Here is an 18878-nt window from a genome sequence, read left to right on the forward strand (position 1 = left end):
CCACAAGTCCGGCACCGTCAAAGGCCTGACCGCCGAGGTCGGCGCCTCCCTCACCTCGGGCGCCGCGATCTGCGAGATCAAGGACTGACACCCGTACGACGGGACCGAACCGCGCAGGACACGACCGGGGCGCCCGGCGGACCGAGCATCACGGCCCGCCGGGCGCCCCGCTGTTCGCGGTGACACGACGGGCCGTCAGGCCTTCGGTCCGTCAGGCTCCCGGGCCGGCGGGCCGTACGGCGGGTCAGCGCCGACGCAGGTCCGCGACCCGGGCCCGCTCCGCCCCGGCGTTCTGCTCGCCGAGCGCCGTGGCCGTCCGCAGCGCCGCCCCCGCGCCGGGGGCCTGGCGCCGCGGTCCGGGCAGCGGCACGTCCCGGCGCTGCCGTGCCGGGGCCGTCTCAGCCGGGGCGGCCTGGTGATTTCCCGCGCCGGACGCACCCCCCGGCGCCCCCGCCACGGCGATCTGCACGCCCTGGTCGGCGAGGGCCTGGAGCTCGGTGGCCGCACGGTCGTCGTGGCCGGGCGGCTCGTCGGTGACCAGGCGGGTGATGACGTCCGTCGGCACGGTCTGGAACATGGTGTCCGTGCCCAGCTTGGAATGGTCGGCGAGGACGACGACCTCGGCGGCGGCCTGCACCAGCGCCCGGTCGACGGAGGCCGACAGCATGTTGGACGTGGACAGGCCCCGCTCCGCCGTCAGACCGCTCCCGGACAGGAAGGCCTTGGAGACCCGCAGTCCCTGCAGGGACTGCTCGGCACCGCTGCCGACCAGGGCGTAGTTGGAACCCCGGAGCGTGCCGCCGGTCATGACGACCTCGACCCGGTTGGCGTGGGCGAGGGCCTGCGCCACCAGCAGCGAGTTGGTGACGACGGTCAGCCCGGGCACCCGCGCGAGCCGGCGGGCCAGCTCCTGCGTCGTGGTCCCCGCCCCGACCACGATGGCCTCGCCCTCTTCGACGAAACCCGCGGCGAGATCGGCGATGGCCGTCTTCTCGGCGGTCGCGAGATGGGACTTCTGCGGAAAGCCGGATTCTCGCGTGAACCCGCCCGGCAGTACCGCACCGCCGTGCCGGCGGTCGAGGAGTCCTTCTGCCTCCAGCGCGCGCACGTCCCGCCGTACGGTCACTTCGGAGGTCTGGACGACGCGGGCGAGCTCACGGAGCGACACGGCCCCGTTCGCTCGCACCATTTCGAGGATCAATTGGCGACGTTCTGCAGCGAACACGAAACTGACAGTAACCCCATCGACCGTCTGCTTTCAGCAGTATGCGCCGAATAACAGAAGTTGTTCGCACGGCAGGTACCGAAGTGGTATACGCGCCTACTCCGGCCGCCTATGCCCCTCGCAAGGGCCGCGACTCCCCGTGACCGGCGAGGAGTCGGTCCCGGCCGTCTCAGCCCTCGCCGCCGGCCTTGCGGGTGTGCAGCTGGCGGGCGACCTCCGCGATCGATCCGGAGAGGGACGGGTACACGGTGAAGGTGTTCGCGATCTGTTCGACCGTCAGGTTGTTGTCGACCGCGATCGAAATGGGATGGATGAGCTCCGAGGCGCGCGGCGCCACGACCACACCGCCGACCACGATCTCGGTGCCCGGCCGGCAGAAGATCTTGACGAAGCCGTCGCGGATGCCCTGCATCTTGGCGCGCGGGTTGCGCAGCAGCGGCAGCTTCACCACGCGGGCGTCGATCTTGCCGGCGTCGACGTCGGCCTGCGAGTAGCCGACGGTGGCGATCTCGGGGTCGGTGAAGACGTTGGCGGAGACGGTCCTGAGGTTCAGCGGGGTGACCGCGTCGCCGAGGAAGTGGTACATGGCGATGCGTCCCTGCATCGCCGCCACCGAGGCGAGCGCGAAGACGCCGGTGACGTCACCGGCGGCGTAGACGCCGGGCGCCGAGGTCCTGGACACCCGGTCGGTGCGGATGTGCCCGGAGTCCTTCAGCTTGACCCCGGCCTCCTCCAGGCCCATGCCCTCGGTGTTGGGGATGGCGCCGACGGCCATCAGGCAGTGCGTCCCGGTGATGACACGCCCGTCGGAGAGCGTGACCTCCACCCGGTCCCCGACCCGCTTGGCGGACTGGGCCCGCGAGCGCGCCATGACGTTCATGCCGCGGCGCCGGAACACGTCCTCCAGGACGGCGGCGGCGTCCGGGTCCTCGCCGGGCAGCACCCGGTCGCGCGAGGACACGAGGGTGACCTTGGACCCCAGCGCCTGGTAGGCGCCGGCGAACTCGGCGCCGGTCACGCCAGAGCCGACCACGATGAGCTCCTCGGGCAGCTCCTCCAGGTCGTAGACCTGGGTCCAGTTCAGGATGCGCTCGCCGTCGGGACGCGCGTCGGGCAGCTCGCGCGGGTGTCCGCCGGTCGCGATCAGCACCGCGTCCGCGGTCAGCGTCTCCTCGCTGCCGTCGGCGGCGCGCACCACGACCTTCCGGGAGCCGTCGAGGGCCTGCATGCCCTCCAGCCGCCCGCGCCCGCGCACGACCCGCGCACCGGCGCGGGTCACGGAGGCGGTGATGTCGTGCGACTGCGCCAGCGCGAGCCGCTTCACGCGCCGGTTGACCTTGCCCAGATCCACCCCCACCACCCGGGCGGACTGCTCCATGGGCGGGGTGTCGTCGGCGACGATGATGCCCAGCTCCTCGTACGAGGAGTCGAAGGTGGTCATCACCTCGGCCGTGGCGATCAGAGTCTTGGACGGCACGCAGTCGGTCAGCACCGACGCACCGCCCAGACCGTCGCAGTCGACGACGGTCACCTCCGCGCCGAGCTGTGCGGCGACCAGCGCCGCCTCATATCCGCCGGGTCCGCCACCGATGATCACGATCCGAGTCACGTACTCCATTGTCCCGCACCCTTCAACGCGAGGCCGCCCGGGGGGACGACTGTGACGAGAGCGACGCCCGGGAGGGCTGCCGTAGGCTCTCCCCATGTCGCTCTACGCCGCTTACGCCGGCAACCTCGACGCCCGGTTGATGACGCGCCGCGCCCCGCACTCGCCGCTGCGCGCCACCGGCTGGCTGAACGGGTGGCGGCTGACCTTCGGGGGCGAGCACATGGGCTGGGAGGGCGCGCTCGCGACCCTCGTCGAGGACCCGGTCTCCCAGGTCTTCGTCGCGCTCTACGACGTCACCCCGGTGGACGAGGAGTCGCTCGACCGCTGGGAGGGCGTGGGCCTGGACATATACCGCCGCACGCGCGTCCGCGTCCACACCCTGGACGGCGAGGAGCAGGCCTGGACCTACGTCCTGAACGCCTACGAGGGCGGTCTGCCCTCCGCCCGCTACCTGGGCGAGGTGGCCGACGCCGCGGAATCGGCGGGCGCGCCCCACGACTACGTCATGGAGCTCCGCAAGCGCCCCTGCTGAGCGGCACCCTCGTCGGAAACGACAGAGCAACGATCCGGAACCCGTGAGCTCTGACATCTACGCGCGTAGGCGCGAAGCGGCTACCCTCATCGGCGTGAACGCATCTCTTCTTCCGGACGACATCCAGGGCGACCCCCACGCCGCCGCCGACGCCGCCGCGGCCCGCCTGCGCGAACTCACCGGCGCCGAGACCCACGACGTCGCCCTCGTGATGGGCTCCGGCTGGGCTCCGGCCGTGGACGCCCTGGGCGAGCCCGAGGCCGATCTCCAGGTCACCGACCTGCCGGGCTTCCCCGCGCCGGCGGTGGAGGGTCACGGCGGCAGGGTCCGCTCGTACGCCATCGGCGACAAGCGCGCGCTGGTCTTCCTGGGCCGTACCCATTTCTACGAGGGCCACGGCGTGGCCGCCGTCTCCCACGGCGTGCGCACCGCGGTCGCCGCCGGCGCCAAGACGGTCGTCCTGACCAACGGCTGCGGCGGCCTGCGCGAGGGCATGCGCCCCGGCCAGCCGGTCCTGATCAGCGACCACATCAACCTGACGGCCGCCTCCCCGATCGTCGGCGCGAACTTCGTCGACCTCACCGACCTCTACTCCCCGCGGCTGCGCGCGCTGTGCAAGGAGGTCGACCCCACGCTGGAGGAGGGCGTCTACGCCCAGTTCCCCGGCCCGCACTACGAGACGCCGGCCGAGATCCGCATGGCCCGCGTCATCGGGGCCGACCTGGTGGGCATGTCGACGGTCCTGGAGGCGATCGCCGCCCGCGAGGCCGGCGCGGAGGTGCTGGGCATCTCCCTGGTGACCAACCTCGCGGCGGGCATGACGGGCGAGCCTCTCAACCACGAGGAGGTCCTGCAGGCGGGCCGCGACTCCGCGAAGCGGATGGGCGCGCTGCTGACACAGGTCCTGAGCCGCCTGTAACCGACGGGGCGTCTCCCGCGCGGGGCCGCTGGTCCGGCGCTGCCGGGGCACCCGGCGTGGGTGCGGGGCGGACGGACCGCGGCTGAGGCGGGGCCCCGTAGCCGCGTGGAGGGACAGCCGCGTACGGCGGGGAGGGGGTGTGCCGGGGGGTGTTCGCCCGCAGCGGTTGGCGCGTCAACGCCCCGTCTGCCGGTCAGTCCCCGGTTCCGCGCCGTTCCGAGGGCGGACACCCCCCCGGCGCGCCCCCGCACCACAACACCACGCACCGCGCTACGCGCACCCCCACCCCACCCGCACAGGCCGCCGCAGGCACCCCGCCCAAGCGCCGCAGGCACCCCGTACGACCGACTCACACGAGAGGCTGACCGACGTGCAAGACGACGACCTCCTCGCACGGGCGAGGACCTGGCTGGCCGAGGACCCCGACGCGGAGACCCGCGCGGAGCTCGCCGCGCTCATCGACGCCGGGGACCTCGCCGAGCTCACCGCCCGTTTCTCCGGCACCCTCCAGTTCGGCACCGCCGGCCTCCGCGGCGAACTCGGCGCCGGCCCGATGCGCATGAACCGCGCCGTCGTCATCCGCGCCACCGCCGGCCTCGCCGCGTACCTCAGGAAGCAGGGGACCCCCCACGGGGACGACACGGCCGGCCTCGTCGTCATCGGGTACGACGCCCGCCACAAGTCGGAGGACTTCGCCCGCGACACCGCCGCCGTCGTGACCGGCGCCGGTCTGCGCGCCGCCGTCCTCCCCCGGCCCCTCCCCACCCCCGTCCTCGCCTTCGCCGTCCGTCACCTCGGCGCCGTCGCCGGCGTGGAGGTCACCGCCAGCCACAACCCGCCCCGCGACAACGGCTACAAGGTGTACCTCGGCGACGGCTCCCAGATCGTGCCCCCGGCCGACGCCGGTATCGCCGCGGAGATCGACGCCGTGCGTTCCCTGGACGACGTCCCCCGTCCCGCCGCCGGCTGGCAGACCCTCGGCGATGACATCCTCGACGCCTACCTCGCCCGCACGGACGCCGTCCTCGCCCCCGGCTCCCCCCGTACCGCCCGTACCGTCTACACGGCGATGCACGGTGTCGGCAGGGACACGCTCCTCGCCGCCTTCGCCCGGGCCGGCTTCCCGGAGCCGGTGCTCGTCGCCGAGCAGGCCGATCCCGACCCGGACTTCCCCACCGTGGCCTTCCCCAACCCGGAGGAGCCCGGCGCGATGGACCTGGCCTTCGCGAAGGCCCGCGAGACCGGCCCCGACCTGGTCATCGCCAACGACCCGGACGCCGACCGCTGCGCCGTCGCGGTGCACGACGGCACCGACTGGCGCATGCTCCGCGGCGACGAGGTCGGCGCGCTGCTCGCCGCCCACCTGGTCGCCCGCGAAGCGCACGGCACGTTCGCGGAGTCGATCGTCTCGTCCTCCCTCCTCGGCCGTATCGCCCAGAAGGCCGGCCTGCCGTACGAGGAGACCCTCACCGGCTTCAAGTGGATCGCCCGCGTGGAGAACCTCCGCTACGGCTACGAGGAGGCCCTCGGTTACTGCGTGGACCCGGAGGGCGTGCGCGACAAGGACGGCGTCACGGCGGCCCTCCTGATCACGGAGCTGGCCTCCGTCCTCAAGGAGGAGGGCCGTACCCTCCTCGACCTGCTCGACGACCTCGCCGTCGAGCACGGCCTGCACGCCACCGACCAGCTCTCGGTCCGCGTCGAGGACCTGTCCGTCATCGCGGCCGCCATGCGCCGCCTGCGCGAGCGGCCCCCCGCCGCTCTCGCCGGCCTGCCGGTCGTGAGGGCCGAGGACCTGTCCCGGGGGACGGACGCCCTCCCGCCCACCGACGGCCTGCGCTACACGCTCGACGGCGCCCGGGTGATCGTCCGCCCGAGCGGTACGGAGCCCAAGCTGAAGTGCTACCTGGAGGCCGTCGTCCCGGTCGCCGGCCACGCAGGTCTTCCCGAGGCCCGCGCGAAGGCGACCGGCCTGCTGACGGCGCTCAAGCGGGACCTGTCGGCGGCAGCGGGCCTCTGACCCGGCCCCCGACGCGGTGCCCCGGGGCGCACCCCGGCGCATCCCCCGGCGCGCCCCGCACGCCCGCACGCACCGGCTCCCCGAAGGGGTGCCCCGCCCAGGGGCACCCCTTCGGGTGATTTCCCCCGCCCCCTTGACCCGCCCTGCGCCTTCCAGGCTGCCCTCCGGGCAACGGTGGACCGGAACCGCCCCGCCCCCGAGAGCCGCCAGGGAGCCGCCGCCGTGTCCTCGACCGCGCCCGAAACCGCTCAGAGCGGGCACATCCCAGGCACCCGGCGCCCCCACCGCCGTCCCTCCGCCACCCCGCCGCCGCAGGGCCGCGTCCGTGCGAGCGCCCGGCGGCTCCTGCACGCCGCACACCGCGCCGCCCCGGCCCTCGGCGCCTATCTCGCCGTACGCGGCACGGGTCTGCTGGTGCTCGCGGTCTGGGCGCCGCGCCGGCACCAGGACCTGTGGGTGAACCTGGCCGCGCAGTGGGACTCCGACTGGTACCTCGGCATCGCCGAACACGGCTACACCCGCGAGCTCGGCACCGAGGCCAACACCAACAACCTGGCCTTCTTCCCCCTCTACCCGGCACTGGTGAAGGCGGTGGCCGCCCTCACCCCGGGCAGCCGCGCCTCCACGGGCCTCGGTGTCGCGGTCGTCGCGTCCGTGCTCGCCGCCTGGGGGATCTTCGCGGTGGGCGACCGCCTCTACGGCAGACGCGTCGGGGTGCTGCTCACCACGCTGTGGGCGGCGTTCCCGGTCGGCGTGGTGCAGTGGATGGGCTATACGGAGTCCCTGTTCACGGCGTGCGCGGCCTGGTCGCTGTACGCGGTGCTCAGCGGGCGCTGGCTGTGGGCGGCGGGCTGCGCGGTGGCGGCGGGCCTGACCCGTCCGACCGGCGTGGCGGTGGCGGCGGCGGTCACCGTGACGGCCCTGGTGCACCTCGTCCGTCACCGCGGGCTCCGTGTCCGCGTCGTCGCCGCCGCGCTCCTCGCGCCGCTGGGCTGGTGCGCGTACCTCGGCTGGGTGGGTCTGCGGCTGGGCCGCTGGGACGGCTACTTCGCCGTGCAGCGGCTGTGGCACAACGAGCTGGACGGCGGCGTGCGGACGCTGCACCAGATGCGCCGGCTGCTGTGGCGTGATCCGACGCCGCACCTGTTCCTGGTGATGGTGACGCTCACGCTGATCGCGGCGGTGGTGCTGTTCGCCCTGTCAGTGGGGGACCGGCAGCCGCTGCCGCTGCTCGTCTTCACCGGCGTGCTGCTGGTGATCGTCCTGGGCAGCGGCGGGGTCTACTTCCCCCGGGCCCGCTTCCTGCTCCCGGCGTTCCCGCTGCTCCTGCCCCTGGCCGTGCATCTGGCCCGCGCCTCCGTCCGGCACCGCGCGCTGGTCCTGACGACCGCGGTGCTGGGCTCTGCGTACTGCGGGGCGTATCTGCTCCTGGTCTGGCCGGCCGCGCCCTGAAGAACCGGAGAACGCTCCGCGGAGCCCTGTACCCGCCCCGCGGAACCCCGCGCCGCCCGGCGCACCGGTGGCCTCGTCCGGAAGACGCCCCGGCCGCCGGCACCACCGGAGCGCCGCCGGGCCGCCGTCGCCTCCGCCGCCGGACCGTCGCCTCCGGCGCCGGGGTCACCCCACGGCCAGCAGCACCGCCAGCAGCACGGCACCGGTCAGCGCGGGCGCGACGATCTCGTAGGCCCAGCGGACCGTGATCTCGCCCCGCGGGGCGTCCGCCTTCCCCCCGGGCCGCAGCTCCCGGTTCTCCTGCAGCTCACGCAGCTCGTCCATGGCCTTGTCGCCCTCGGACCGGACAGACACGCCCCCGGCGGCCCCGGCACCGCGGGCACCGCCGCCCGGGCCACCGAGGACACCGCCGCGTCCGGGGGTGCCGTCGGCTGCGCTCCGCGCCGCCTGCCGCGCGGCCTTCTTGCGGGCGCGCAGCGACACGGGGATGGCCCACAGCTGGTACTTGGTGCCGGTCTCGTCGAGGACCTCGTTGGAGTAGCCGGAGCGCAGGGCGGCGACCCGCTCCCAGGGGAGCACGATGACGCGGAAGGGGTTGCGGACGCGCAGCCGGTCCTCGTTCGCGTACACGGCGGGCCGCACGGTGTAGGCGGCGACGAGCGGCACGAGGAGCAGCATGGTGGCGAGCGCCAGCCACGGGGTGCGTCCCTCGCCCGCGACCACGGCGTCGACGCCGAGCCAGGCGATGAGCGCGAGCAGGAGGACGCCTCCGGCGATGCCCGCGTACGAGCGGTAGACGCGGTCCTTGGGCGCGGGCGCCGAGGGCTGCGGCGAGGGTGACTGGGGCTCCGGGGTCGTCATGCTGCCGATTGTGCACGACGGCCCCGGCGGCACCGTCGCGCGGTACCGGCCCGGGACGGGCATCGAGGGCTGTACAGCCGCTACGCGCGTAGATATGCTCGGCTGGTGACCATGCCCACCTCTGCATCCGCTGCACCCGTTGCATCCGCTGCGTCCGCCCGCGGACTCACGGACGTCACCGCGTCCGACAGCACGCTGCGCCGCTTCCTCCACGGGCTGCCCGGCGTCGACGCGGTCGGCCTGGAGGCGCGCGCCGCCTCTCTCGGCACCCGTTCCGTCAAGACCACCGCGAAGGCGTACGCGCTCGACCTGGCCATCTCGATGGTCGACCTGACGACGCTGGAAGGCGCGGACACCCCGGGCAAGGTCCGGGCGCTGGGCGCCAAGGCGGTCCGGCCGGATCCGACGGACCGGACGAGCCCCGCCACGGCGGCCGTCTGCGTCTATCCCGACATGGTGCCCGTCGCCAAGGAGGCCGTCGCCGGCTCGGGCGTCAAGGTCGCCTCGGTCGCCACCGCGTTCCCGGCGGGCCGCGCCTCGCTCGCCGTCAAGCTGGCCGACGTGCGCGAGGCCGTCGCGGCGGGCGCCGACGAGGTCGACATGGTCATCGACCGCGGCGCGTTCCTCGCGGGGAAGTACCTGAAGGTGTACGACGAGATCACCGCCGTGAAGGAGGCCTGCGGGACGTCGGCCCGTCTGAAGGTCATCTTCGAGACCGGCGAGCTGTCGACGTACGACAACATCCGCCGCGCGAGCTGGCTCGGCATGCTGGCCGGGGCCGACTTCATCAAGACCTCCACCGGCAAGGTCGCGGTCAACGCCACGCCCGCCAACACCCTCCTCATGCTGGAGGCGGTCCGCGACTTCCGCGCGCAGACGGGCGTCCAGGTCGGCGTGAAGCCGGCCGGCGGCATCCGCACCGCGAAGGACGCGATCAAGTTCCTGGTCCTGGTCAAGGAGACCGCGGGCGAGGACTGGCTGGACAGCCACTGGTTCCGCTTCGGCGCCTCCTCGCTCCTGAACGACCTGCTGATGCAGCGCCAGAAGCTGGCCACCGGCCGCTACTCCGGCCCCGACTACGTGACGGTGGACTGATCACCATGGCCATGGAAAAGCAGACATTCGCGTACGCACCGGCTCCCGAGTCCCGCTCGGTCGTCGACATCGCCCCGTCCTACGGCCTGTTCATCGACGGCGAGTTCACCGAGGCGGCCGACGGCAAGGTCTTCAAGACCGTGTCCCCCGCCACCGAGGAGGTCCTCTCCGAGGTCGCCGAGGCCGGTGAGGCGGACGTCGACCGCGCCGTGAGGGCCGCCCGCAAGGCCTTCGAGAAGTGGTCGGCGCTGCCCGGCTCCGAGCGCGCGAAGTACCTGTTCCGCATCGCCCGGATCATCCAGGAGCGCAGCCGCGAGCTGGCCGTCCTGGAGACCCTGGACAACGGCAAGCCGATCCGGGAGACCCGCGACGCGGACCTGCCCCTGGTCGCCGCGCACTTCTTCTACTACGCGGGCTGGGCCGACAAGCTGGAGCACGCCGGCTTCGGCGCGAACCCGCGCCCGCTCGGCGTCGCGGGCCAGGTCATCCCGTGGAACTTCCCGCTCCTGATGCTGGCGTGGAAGATCGCCCCGGCGCTCGCGACCGGCAACACGGTGGTCCTCAAGCCCGCCGAGACGACCCCGCTGTCCGCCCTGTTCTTCGCGGACATCTGCCGCCAGGCGGGCCTGCCCAAGGGCGTCGTCAACATCGTCACCGGTGACGGCCGCACCGGCGCCGCGCTGATCGCCCACCCGGACGTGGACAAGGTCGCCTTCACGGGGTCGACGGCCGTCGGCAAGGAGATCGCGCGCACGGTCGCGGGCACCCGCAAGAAGCTCACGCTGGAGCTGGGCGGCAAGGGCGCCAACATCGTCTTCGACGACGCCCCGATCGACCAGGCCGTCGAGGGCATCGTCAGCGGCATCTTCTTCAACCAGGGCCAGGTCTGCTGCGCGGGCAGCCGCCTCCTCGTCCAGGAGTCGGTCCACGACGAGCTGCTGGACTCCCTCAAGCGCCGCCTGTCCACCCTGCGCCTGGGCGACCCGCTGGACAAGAACACCGACATCGGCGCGATCAACTCCGCCGAGCAGCTCGCCCGGATCACCGCGCTCGCCGACCAGGGCGAGGCGGAGGGCGCCGAACGCTGGTCGCCGTCGTGCGAACTGCCCTCCTCCGGCTACTGGTTCGCCCCGACGCTCTTCACGGGCGTCACCCAGGCGCACACCATCGCCCGCGACGAGATCTTCGGCCCGGTGCTGTCGGTGCTCACCTTCCGCACCCCGGACGAGGCCGTCGCCAAGGCCAACAACACCCCGTACGGCCTGTCGGCGGGCATCTGGACGGAGAAGGGCTCGCGCATCCTGGCGGTCGCGAACAAGCTCCGTGCGGGTGTCGTCTGGTCCAACACGTTCAACAAGTTCGACCCGACCTCGCCGTTCGGCGGCTACAAGGAGTCGGGCTTCGGCCGCGAGGGCGGCCGCCACGGCCTGGAGGCGTACCTCGATGTCTGACGCACGACTGTCGGTGTTCAAGACCTACAAGCTGTACGTCGGCGGGAAGTTCCCGCGTTCCGAGAGCGGCCGGGTGTACGAAGTGTCTGACGCGAAGGGCAAGTGGCTGGCGAACGCCCCGCTCTCCTCCCGCAAGGACGCCCGTGACGCGGTGGTCGCCGCGCGCAAGGCGTTCGGCGGCTGGTCCGGCGCGACGGCGTACAACCGCGGCCAGATCCTGTACCGGATCGCGGAGATGCTGGAGGGCCGCCGCGACCAGTACGTCCGCGAGGTCGCCGACGCCGAGGGCCTGTCGAAGTCCAAGGCGGCCGACCAGGTCGACGCGGCGATCGACCGCTGGGTCTGGTACGCGGGCTGGACCGACAAGATCGCCCAGGTGACCGGCGGCGGCAACCCGGTCGCGGGCCCCTTCTTCAACCTGTCCTCCCCGGAGCCGACCGGCGTGGTCGCCGTCCTCGCCCCGCAGGAGTCGTCCTTCCTCGGCCTGGTCTCGGTCGTCGCCCCGGTCGTCGCCACCGGCAACACGGCGGTCGTGATCGCGAGCGAGAGGTCCCCGCTCCCGGCCCTCTCCCTCGGCGAGGTCCTGGCCACCTCCGACCTCCCCGGCGGCGTGGTCAACATCCTCTCCGGCCGTACGGCGGAGCTCGCCGCACCGCTCGCCGCCCACCAGGACGTCAACGCGATCGACCTCGCGGGCGCCGACGAGGCGCTGGCGAAGGAGCTGGAGATCGCGGCGGCGGACAACCTCAAGCGCGTCCTGCGTCCACAGCCTGTGGGCGACTGGTCGGCGGCGCCGGGCATCGACCGCATGACGGCGTTCCTGGAGACCAAGACGGTCTGGCACCCCACGGGCGCGCTGGGCGCGTCCGGCTCGTCGTACTGAGCACCACCCCCCACAACGCGGAGCCGCGCGCCTTCCCTCGCCCGGGGAGGGGCGCGGCTCCGCGTATGCCGGGAACCGAGAGGCGTCCGTCAGCGCAGCAGCTCCGTCGCCCGTCCCACCACCGGCACGGCGCCGACCGACGGCGCCTGGGCCACCGGTCCGGTCAGCGCGGTGGAGGTCAGCGGCCGGAAGTCGGCGACCTGCGTGCCGACGCCGTTGTCCAGCGGGTCGACACCGGTGCCGGCCAGCGGGTTGGGCTTGAGGCCGGCGACCGGGCCGGTGACGTGGCCGACCGTGTCCGTCAGGGCCTGGAGGCCGGCCTGCGGGTCGGTGTCGCCCAGCGAGGCGGTCCGGGACCGGGCGAGGCCGGCGAGGGTCTCGCCGCTGTCCGCGCAGGCCGTCGCCGCGCCGGCCGTCAGGGCCGCTCCGGTGGCCGCCAGGGCGACCAGGGCGCGCTGCGCGTGCGGGGTGCGGGTGCGGGGGGACGCGTGTCGTGCCATCGCTGCTGCCACCTCTTGCTCTGGGTTGCTACGGGCCACCATGACAACGCCACGGGTGGTGACCGGGTCACCGCGGACGGTGGCCGGGATGTGACGCGCGCTGCACAGCCTGCCCGCGGGCTCGTACGACGGCCCTCCGATGCCTCACACTGGTCTCCCGTGACCTCCCATCCGCCCATACCGACGCGAGTCGTGCTGCTCTGCGGCCCCTCCGGCTCCGGCAAGTCCCTCCTCGCCGCCCGCTCCGGTCTTCCGGTGCTGCGGCTCGACGACTTCTACAAGGAGGGCACCGACCCGACGCTGCCGCGGGTGGCCGGCAGCGGTGACATCGACTGGGACCACCCGGACTCCTGGGACGCGGACGCCGCGGTCGCCGCGATCACGCGGCTGTGCCGCACGGGCCGGGCGAACGTCCCCGTGTACGACATCGGGCGCAGCGCCCGCACCGGCGAGGACACGGTCGACGTGGGCCGTACGCCGCTGTTCCTCGCGGAGGGCATCTTCGCCGCCGAGATCGTGGCGCGCTGCCGTGAACTGGGCGTGCTGGCCGACGCGCTGTGCCTGAGCCGGGGCCCGCTGACGACCTTCCGCCGACGCTTCCTGCGGGATCTCGAGGAGGGCCGCAAGCCGGTGCCGTTCCTGCTGCGCCGCGGCTGGCGGCTGATGCGGCAGGAACGGGCGATCATCGCCCGGCAGACGGCGCTGGGCGCCCACGCCTGCGACCGGGACGAGGCGATGGGCCGCCTGGCCGCCGCGGCGGCGGGCCGGTGCGCCACGTCACGTACGACGCACCCGACGCGTACGGCGGTGTGACGGGCGTACGTGAGGCGCGTGCGCAAAAAAACGGGACCGGACGGACCCCCCGGCCCTCCAGTCCCGTTTCCCTGTGCTCCCCCGTGTTCCCCCCGTTTCCCCCGTCCCCCCGGTGTTTCCCCCGTGGGCCGGGAGTCCGGTGCCATCCCCCGTGGCAACCGGGCTCCCGCCCTTTTCTGAGGCCCCCCAGGTCCTCAGATCCCCCGCTCCCCCGGCCTTCAGGCGACCAGTTCGCCGAAGGCGTCCTCCCGGTCACGGCCGAAGCTGAGGACCTCGTCCTCGCGCAGCCGGCGCAGTGAGCGCCAGATGCTGGACTTCACCGTGCCGACGCTGATGCCGAGGATGTCCGCGATCTCCGGGTCCGTGCGGCCCTCGTAGTAGCGCAGGACCAGCATGGTGCGCTGGAGTTCGGGGAGCCGGGCCAGCGCCTGCCACAGGACCGTGCGCAGTTCGGTGCCGCGCATCGCGTCCGTGTCACCGGGCGCCTCCGGCAGTTCCTCGGTCGGGTACTCGTTGAGCTTGCGGCGCCGCCAGGCGCTGATGTGCAGGTTCGTCATCGTGCGGCGGAGGTACCCGCCGACGGCCGCCTTGTCGCTGATCCGGTCCCACGCCCGGTAGGTCGAGAACAGCGCGCTCTGCAGCAGGTCCTCGGCCTCGAAGCGGTCACCGGTGAGGTGGTACGCGGTCGCGTACAGGGAGGCGCGCCGCTCCTGGACGTAGGCGGTGAACTCCGCCTCCGACAGGGAGCGGCGCTCCCCCTCCGCCTCCCCGTACGCGGTTCCCCCGTGCGTCTCCCCCCGGTTCCCCGTCTCCCCCGTGCGGGCGTCGATCACCGTCATGAAGGCGGTGTGCTGACGCCCGGTGCCACGAGCGCACCCCCTGGTGCTCACGGCACCGGCCTTCTCCGGCCCCCGGTGCAGACGCGTGACCACTGCGCTGGTGCCGGTGCCCTTCAGCGTGTTCATCTCGCGCCCCCCGTCGTGGACTTCCGGTGTCCTGACCGCAGTGTTGCCTGTGCCCAGAAGCCTGCCGCGCCCACTTCATGGCCGTGTCCGCCGACTGTCACAGCCCTGTCACAGGTCTTGGCCACGGCTACTCCACAGATCCTTCACGAGGCCCGGCGTCGGGCGGGGGCCTCATCCGGGCCCACGGGTCGAAGAGCGCCCCCTCCATGGGCCAGAATGAGCCCGTGCCTTCCCTGTTGCTGATCGAGGACGACGACGCCATCCGGACGGCCCTGGAGCTCTCTCTGACGCGCCAGGGACACCGCGTGGCGACCGCTGCCAGTGGTGAGGACGGTCTGAAGCTGCTGCGCGAGCAGCGGCCGGATCTGATCGTGCTGGACGTGATGCTGCCAGGCATCGACGGTTTCGAGGTGTGCCGGCGCATCCGGCGCACCGACCAGCTGCCGATCATCCTGCTGACCGCGCGCAACGACGACATCGACGTGGTCGTCGGCCTGGAGTCGGGCGCCGACGACTATGTCGTCAAGCCCGTGCAGGGGCGGGTGCTGGACGCCCGTATCCGGGCCGTGCTGCGGCGCGGGGAGCGGGAGTCGAGCGACTCGGCGAGCTTCGGCAGCCTGGTCATCGACCGTTCGGCGATGACCGTGACCAAGAACGGCGAGGACCTGCAGCTCACGCCGACCGAGCTGCGGCTGCTGCTGGAGCTGAGCCGGCGGCCGGGGCAGGCGCTGTCCCGGCAGCAGTTGCTGCGGCTGGTGTGGGAGCACGACTACCTCGGCGACTCGCGGCTCGTGGACGCGTGTGTGCAGCGGCTGCGCGCCAAGGTCGAGGACGTGCCCTCGTCCCCGACCCTGATCCGCACCGTGCGGGGCGTCGGCTACCGGCTGGATCCGCCTCAGTGACACAGGAACACCAGGGGGGTCCGCGCGGCTGGGCCGCGGCTCGCAAGGGAGTCTGGTCCCGGCTGCGCCTCACCAGCCTGCGCCTCCGGCTGGTCGTCGTCTTCGGGCTGGTCGCGCTCACCGCGGCCGTGTCGGCGTCGGGCATCGCCTACTGGCTCAACCGCGAGGCGGTGCTCACCCGCACCCAGGACGCCGTGCTGCACGACTTCGAGCAGGAGATGCAGAACCGGGCGGGCGCGCTGCCCGCGCGGCCCACCCAGGACGAGTTGCAGCACACCGCGGGGCAGATGGCCGGCGGCAGCCGGCGCTTCGGCGTCCTGCTCGTCGCCGAGGACGCCGACGGGCGGACCGTGTACGGGAGTTCCGCCGGCCTCGGCGGCTTCACCCCGGCCGACGTGCCCGAGTCGCTGCGCACCGCGGTGAACAAGGAACAGAAGGTCACCTCGGCCAACAAGTCCCCGTACCACCTGTACTGGCAGCGGGTCGTCGAGGACGGCACCCCCTACCTCGTGGCCGGTTCGAAGGTGATCGGCGGCGGCCCGACGGGCTACATGTTCACCTCGCTGGAGCCCGAGGCGAAGGACCTGAACTCGCTGGCCTGGTCGCTGGGCATCGCGACCGCTCTCGCGCTGCTCGGCTCCGCGCTGCTCGCGCAGGTCCTGGCGACGACCGTGCTGAAGCCGGTGCACCGGCTCGGGGTCGCGGCACGCCGTCTCGGCGAGGGCAGGCTGGACACCCGGCTGCGCGTGTCCGGCACCGACGAACTGGCCGATCTGTCGCGGACGTTCAACAGCGCGGCGGAGGCGCTGGAGAAGCGGGTCGCGGACATGGCCGACCGGGAGCAGGCCTCGCGGCGCTTCGTGGCGGACATGAGCCACGAGCTGCGGACGCCGCTGACGGCCATCACCGCCGTCACGGAAGTCCTGGAGGACGAGCTGGAGTTCGAGGGCGGCGGCATCGATCCGATGATCGAACCGGCCGTGCGGCTGGTGGTGAGCGAGACACGGCGGCTGAACGACCTCGTGGAGAACCTGATGGAGGTCACCCGCTTCGACGCGGGCACCGCCCGGCTGGTCCTGGACGACGTCGACGTCGCCGACCAGATCACCGCCTGCATCGACGCCCGGGCCTGGCTGGACGCCGTCGACCTGGACGCCGAGCGCGGCATCCACGCCCGTCTCGACCCGCGTCGCCTCGACGTCATCCTGGCCAACCTGATCGGCAACGCGCTCAAGCACGGCGGATCGCCGGTGCGGGTGTCGGTGACGCGGGCGGACCACGAGGTCGTCATCCGGGTACGGGACCACGGGCCCGGCATCCCCGAGGACGTCCTGCCGCACGTCTTCGACCGCTTCTACAAGGCGAGCGCCTCCCGGCCGCGCTCCGAGGGCAGCGGGCTCGGCCTGTCCATCGCCCTGGAGAACGCCCACATCCACGGCGGCGAGATCACCGCCGAGAACTCCCCCGAGGGCGGCGCCGTGTTCACGCTGCGGCTCCCGCAGGACGCGTCGCCCCCCGCGGAGGAGGACGACGCCGGGGCGGGTGACGGGAGCGGGGACGCGGACAGGGACGAGAGCCGGGAAGAGGGCCGGGACAAGGGCCGGGGCAAGGACGCGAAGGGACAGGCCTGATGACCGTACGCCGTCCGCCGGCGCTTCCCGTGCCGGCCGCCGTGCTGGCCGTGCTGGCCGTGCTGCTCACCGGGTGCGGGATCCGTGCCACGGAGGTGCCCACGGACTACGGTCCCGCGCCCTCACGAGTGCGCTGCTCGCCCGCCGGTCCGGACGGGACGGCACCGGCCGCGTCCGGCGTACCGGTGCGGGTGTTCCTGCTGTGCGGGTCGTCGCTGGTGGCCGTGGACCGGTCGGTGCGGGTCCCGGACGGCGCGGCCGGCTCCGCGCGGCGGATGCTGGTGGCCCAGGGGCTGCTGGACCAGCTCGCCGCCTCACCGCCGGCCGCGGAGAAGGCGGCCGGGTACACCACGGACGTGCGCGACGGCATCACCGTGAAGGGGCCGCGTCCCGGCGACCCGGAGGGCACCCTGCGGCTCACCACCGCGCCCGGCGACCTCACCTCGTACTCCCTCGCCCAGGTGGTCTGCACCTTCTCCGGGTCGGCCGTGGCCGAGGGCGACGGCTCGGTGATCCTGGGCGGCCCCGACGACGGTGCCCCGCGCCGCTACACCTGCACGGACGAGGTCCGCACCCGGCCCGGCAGCAACGAGCCGCCGGCGAGCGAGGTCACCGGCGGCTGACACCGGCACGTGGGCCATGTGGCGCAAGCCTCACCCCCGCGGGGGAGAGACCGGAACCGACCGCGCGGGAGGCCGCGTCTAGGGGTGCGTGCAGCGTCAAGGGTTCTCCGGCGGCAGCGCCGCGCTCCGCATCCGTGCGACGGGAGGTGTCCTCCTCGTCGCGCATCTCGCGTTCGTCGCCTGGTACACCCTGCGGCCGCTGGACGTGCCCTGGGTCCCGCCGCCCAACGTGCACCCGCTCGCCGGCATCCGGGCCGACCTGGCACTGGGCTGGCCGGCGGCGGTCCGTCCCCTGGGCACGGGGCTCGTGCTGCTGGCACCGCTGGGGGTGCTGCTGCCGATGGCGAACGGACGGCTGTGCGTGTCGCCGACGGCGTCCCTGCTGCGCACCACGGCCGCCGCCGCCCTGCTGTCCCTGGGCGTCGAACTGCTGCAGACCGGGGTGCCCGGCCAGGTCGCGGACGTCGACTCGGTGCTGCTGAACACCCTGGGCGTGGCCCTCGCCCACCTCGCCGTCGTACCCGCGGGCCGTGCCCGGCTCCGCCGCAGGTCCCGGCCGAAGGCCCGGGAGGACGTACTCCAGGAGGAGCCCGCTCAGGGGCGGACCCCGACGATTCCCAGGGTCGGTATCGCACCGTAGAGCGACGCTTTGCCCCGTTCGTCTCCGTAGCGTGGAAGGCAGATGAGAGGGCAGCCGAACGGCAGGCCCCCCACCCCGAGCTCACGAAGGAGCCGCGATGTCCCGCCTCGCCCGCCCCACCCACGGCCGCATGATCGGCGGAGTGTGCGCCGCGCTGGCGCGGCGCTTCGGCACCTCCACCACCACGATGCGCGTGATCTTCGTGGCCTCCTGCCTGCTGCCCGGCCCGCAGTTCCTGCTCTACCTCGCCCTGTGGATCCTGCTGCCGTCGGAGGAGAAGGCCGCCCGTACGGCCTGGTGACCGGCCCGTACGGGCGGTGACGGCGGCCCGTGAGACGTACCTCCCCTCTGGTACGCCGATGGGGCGCACCCGGTGTCACCGGGTGCGCCCCATCGGCGCGTCACGGGGAGGGTGCGGTTCAGCCGCCCAGCGGCAGGCCGTTCACGCCCAGGCCCTGCGTGGGCAGGCCCTGGGCCGGCAGGCCGCCGAGAAGGCCCGCGACCGGTCCGGTCGGGGCGTCGGAGAGCTGCTCCGCGACGACCTGCTCGGCGAACGGCTGGACGGCGGGCAGCGTACGGGCCACGGTGTCCACCGTCCGGGAGGTGTCGGGGAGCTCCGGGGCCGCGGTGGCGGCACCCGCGCCGGCGGCGGCGAAGGCGGCACCGAGGACGGCGACGCCGAGGGTCTTGGCAGCAGACTGCTTCATGAAAGATGTCCTCGAAATGAAATGACGGGGATGTGAGCGGTCCTCGACCG

The 18878-nt window shown here is 73.4% G+C and carries 19 protein-coding genes; 13 read left to right on the top strand and 6 right to left on the bottom strand.

Annotated elements, in window-relative coordinates; translation table 11 throughout:
* Window positions 1-244: 244 nt before the first annotated feature.
* Window positions 245-1225 (bottom strand): DeoR/GlpR family DNA-binding transcription regulator, encoded by a 981-nt coding sequence (locus ACFYOJ_RS35390; protein WP_356557035.1) that lies wholly within the window; start codon window positions 1223-1225, stop codon window positions 245-247.
* Window positions 1226-1394: 169 nt separating this feature from the next.
* Window positions 1395-2843, bottom strand: a complete 1449-nt coding sequence (locus tag ACFYOJ_RS35395; RefSeq protein WP_356557034.1) for an NAD(P)H-quinone dehydrogenase — start codon at window positions 2841-2843, stop codon at window positions 1395-1397.
* An 85-nt stretch (window positions 2844-2928) separates the two neighbouring features.
* Here ACFYOJ_RS35395 and ACFYOJ_RS35400 point away from each other — a divergent pair, with 85 nt between their 5' ends.
* The 4 genes from ACFYOJ_RS35400 (at window position 2929) to ACFYOJ_RS35415 (ending at window position 7757) form a co-directional block, all read left to right on the top strand.
* Complete coding sequence (locus ACFYOJ_RS35400) at window positions 2929-3366, top strand: gamma-glutamylcyclotransferase (protein WP_356557033.1); 438 nt, start codon at window positions 2929-2931, stop codon at window positions 3364-3366.
* Between the two features lie 94 nt (window positions 3367-3460).
* Window positions 3461-4285 (top strand): purine-nucleoside phosphorylase, encoded by an 825-nt coding sequence (locus ACFYOJ_RS35405; protein ID WP_356557032.1) that lies wholly within the window; start codon window positions 3461-3463, stop codon window positions 4283-4285.
* Between the two features lie 361 nt (window positions 4286-4646).
* Window positions 4647-6305 carry a phospho-sugar mutase gene (locus ACFYOJ_RS35410; protein WP_356557039.1) on the top strand — a complete coding sequence of 553 codons (1659 nt, stop codon included), beginning with the start codon at window positions 4647-4649 and terminating at the stop codon, window positions 6303-6305.
* 222 nt (window positions 6306-6527) lie between these two features.
* Complete coding sequence (locus tag ACFYOJ_RS35415) at window positions 6528-7757, top strand: hypothetical protein (protein ID WP_356557031.1); 1230 nt, start codon at window positions 6528-6530, stop codon at window positions 7755-7757.
* Between the two features lie 165 nt (window positions 7758-7922).
* Here the strand turns inward: ACFYOJ_RS35415 and ACFYOJ_RS35420 are convergent, their stop codons facing one another.
* Window positions 7923-8618: a PH domain-containing protein gene (locus ACFYOJ_RS35420; protein WP_356557030.1), complete on the bottom strand. Its 696-nt coding sequence runs from the start codon at window positions 8616-8618 to the stop codon at window positions 7923-7925.
* A gap of 111 nt (window positions 8619-8729) precedes the next feature.
* Between ACFYOJ_RS35420 and deoC the strand changes: the two genes are divergently transcribed.
* Genes deoC through ACFYOJ_RS35435 form a run of 3 tightly spaced genes read left to right on the top strand, consistent with a single transcriptional unit; the run spans window position 8730 to window position 12047 of the window.
* A complete protein-coding gene (gene deoC / locus ACFYOJ_RS35425; RefSeq protein WP_356557038.1) occupies window positions 8730-9713 on the top strand; it encodes a deoxyribose-phosphate aldolase in 984 nt (327 codons plus the stop codon).
* An 11-nt stretch (window positions 9714-9724) separates the two neighbouring features.
* Window positions 9725-11164: an aldehyde dehydrogenase family protein gene (locus ACFYOJ_RS35430; RefSeq protein ID WP_356557029.1), complete on the top strand. Its 1440-nt coding sequence runs from the start codon at window positions 9725-9727 to the stop codon at window positions 11162-11164.
* Entirely contained in the window at window positions 11157-12047 is an 891-nt protein-coding gene (locus ACFYOJ_RS35435; protein WP_356557028.1) for an aldehyde dehydrogenase family protein, read from the top strand. Before ACFYOJ_RS35430 ends, ACFYOJ_RS35435 begins: the two co-directional genes overlap by 8 nt.
* An 89-nt stretch (window positions 12048-12136) precedes the next feature.
* On the opposite strand, the gene ACFYOJ_RS35440 is transcribed toward ACFYOJ_RS35435, so the two are convergent.
* On the bottom strand, window positions 12137-12547 hold the full coding sequence (locus ACFYOJ_RS35440) for a hypothetical protein (protein WP_356557027.1): 411 nt from the start codon (window positions 12545-12547) through the stop codon (window positions 12137-12139).
* Window positions 12548-12637: 90 nt separating this feature from the next.
* Between ACFYOJ_RS35440 and ACFYOJ_RS35445 the strand changes: the two genes are divergently transcribed.
* A complete protein-coding gene (locus ACFYOJ_RS35445; RefSeq protein WP_356557026.1) occupies window positions 12638-13360 on the top strand; it encodes a uridine kinase in 723 nt (240 codons plus the stop codon).
* Window positions 13361-13578: 218 nt separating this feature from the next.
* Here the strand turns inward: ACFYOJ_RS35445 and ACFYOJ_RS35450 are convergent, their stop codons facing one another.
* Window positions 13579-14325 (bottom strand): SigE family RNA polymerase sigma factor, encoded by a 747-nt coding sequence (locus tag ACFYOJ_RS35450; protein WP_356557025.1) that lies wholly within the window; start codon window positions 14323-14325, stop codon window positions 13579-13581.
* Between the two features lie 224 nt (window positions 14326-14549).
* Between ACFYOJ_RS35450 and afsQ1 the strand changes: the two genes are divergently transcribed.
* The 5 genes from afsQ1 to ACFYOJ_RS35475 all read left to right on the top strand — a co-directional run bounded on the left by afsQ1 (window position 14550) and on the right by ACFYOJ_RS35475 (window position 18422).
* Window positions 14550-15227, top strand: coding sequence for a two-component system response regulator AfsQ1 (gene afsQ1, locus ACFYOJ_RS35455; protein ID WP_029394402.1), 678 nt, complete (start codon window positions 14550-14552; stop codon window positions 15225-15227).
* On the top strand, window positions 15224-16858 hold the full coding sequence (locus ACFYOJ_RS35460) for a HAMP domain-containing sensor histidine kinase (protein ID WP_356557024.1): 1635 nt from the start codon (window positions 15224-15226) through the stop codon (window positions 16856-16858). Before afsQ1 ends, ACFYOJ_RS35460 begins: the two co-directional genes overlap by 4 nt.
* Window positions 16858-17481 carry a hypothetical protein gene (locus ACFYOJ_RS35465; protein ID WP_356557023.1) on the top strand — a complete coding sequence of 208 codons (624 nt, stop codon included), beginning with the start codon at window positions 16858-16860 and terminating at the stop codon, window positions 17479-17481. The genes ACFYOJ_RS35460 and ACFYOJ_RS35465 overlap by 1 nt, the downstream gene beginning before the upstream one ends.
* A gap of 88 nt (window positions 17482-17569) precedes the next feature.
* Window positions 17570-18121: a VanZ family protein gene (locus ACFYOJ_RS35470; RefSeq protein ID WP_356557022.1), complete on the top strand. Its 552-nt coding sequence runs from the start codon at window positions 17570-17572 to the stop codon at window positions 18119-18121.
* A 97-nt stretch (window positions 18122-18218) separates the two neighbouring features.
* On the top strand, window positions 18219-18422 hold the full coding sequence (locus ACFYOJ_RS35475) for a PspC domain-containing protein (RefSeq protein ID WP_073724783.1): 204 nt from the start codon (window positions 18219-18221) through the stop codon (window positions 18420-18422).
* A gap of 118 nt (window positions 18423-18540) precedes the next feature.
* On the opposite strand, the gene ACFYOJ_RS35480 is transcribed toward ACFYOJ_RS35475, so the two are convergent.
* Window positions 18541-18828, bottom strand: a complete 288-nt coding sequence (locus ACFYOJ_RS35480; protein ID WP_356557021.1) for an ATP-binding protein — start codon at window positions 18826-18828, stop codon at window positions 18541-18543.
* Window positions 18829-18878 lie beyond the last annotated feature (50 nt).

Origin of the sequence: Streptomyces sp. NPDC006384 (assembly GCF_042870695.1) — a bacterium.
In the GTDB taxonomy this organism is placed as follows: domain Bacteria; phylum Actinomycetota; class Actinomycetes; order Streptomycetales; family Streptomycetaceae; genus Streptomyces.

Coding starts and splice junctions, on each gene's coding strand:
- ACFYOJ_RS35395 (WP_356557034.1), bottom strand. CDS start 2,843: ATGGAGTACGTGACTCGGATCGTGATCATCGGTGGCGGACCCGGCGGA.
- ACFYOJ_RS35400 (WP_356557033.1), top strand. CDS start 2,929: ATGTCGCTCTACGCCGCTTACGCCGGCAACCTCGACGCCCGGTTGATG.
- ACFYOJ_RS35420 (WP_356557030.1), bottom strand. CDS start 8,618: ATGACGACCCCGGAGCCCCAGTCACCCTCGCCGCAGCCCTCGGCGCCC.
- deoC (WP_356557038.1), top strand. CDS start 8,730: ATGCCCACCTCTGCATCCGCTGCACCCGTTGCATCCGCTGCGTCCGCC.
- ACFYOJ_RS35430 (WP_356557029.1), top strand. CDS start 9,725: ATGGAAAAGCAGACATTCGCGTACGCACCGGCTCCCGAGTCCCGCTCG.
- ACFYOJ_RS35435 (WP_356557028.1), top strand. CDS start 11,157: ATGTCTGACGCACGACTGTCGGTGTTCAAGACCTACAAGCTGTACGTC.
- ACFYOJ_RS35440 (WP_356557027.1), bottom strand. CDS start 12,547: ATGGCACGACACGCGTCCCCCCGCACCCGCACCCCGCACGCGCAGCGC.
- ACFYOJ_RS35450 (WP_356557025.1), bottom strand. CDS start 14,325: ATGAACACGCTGAAGGGCACCGGCACCAGCGCAGTGGTCACGCGTCTG.
- ACFYOJ_RS35465 (WP_356557023.1), top strand. CDS start 16,858: ATGACCGTACGCCGTCCGCCGGCGCTTCCCGTGCCGGCCGCCGTGCTG.
- ACFYOJ_RS35475 (WP_073724783.1), top strand. CDS start 18,219: ATGTCCCGCCTCGCCCGCCCCACCCACGGCCGCATGATCGGCGGAGTG.
- ACFYOJ_RS35480 (WP_356557021.1), bottom strand. CDS start 18,828: ATGAAGCAGTCTGCTGCCAAGACCCTCGGCGTCGCCGTCCTCGGTGCC.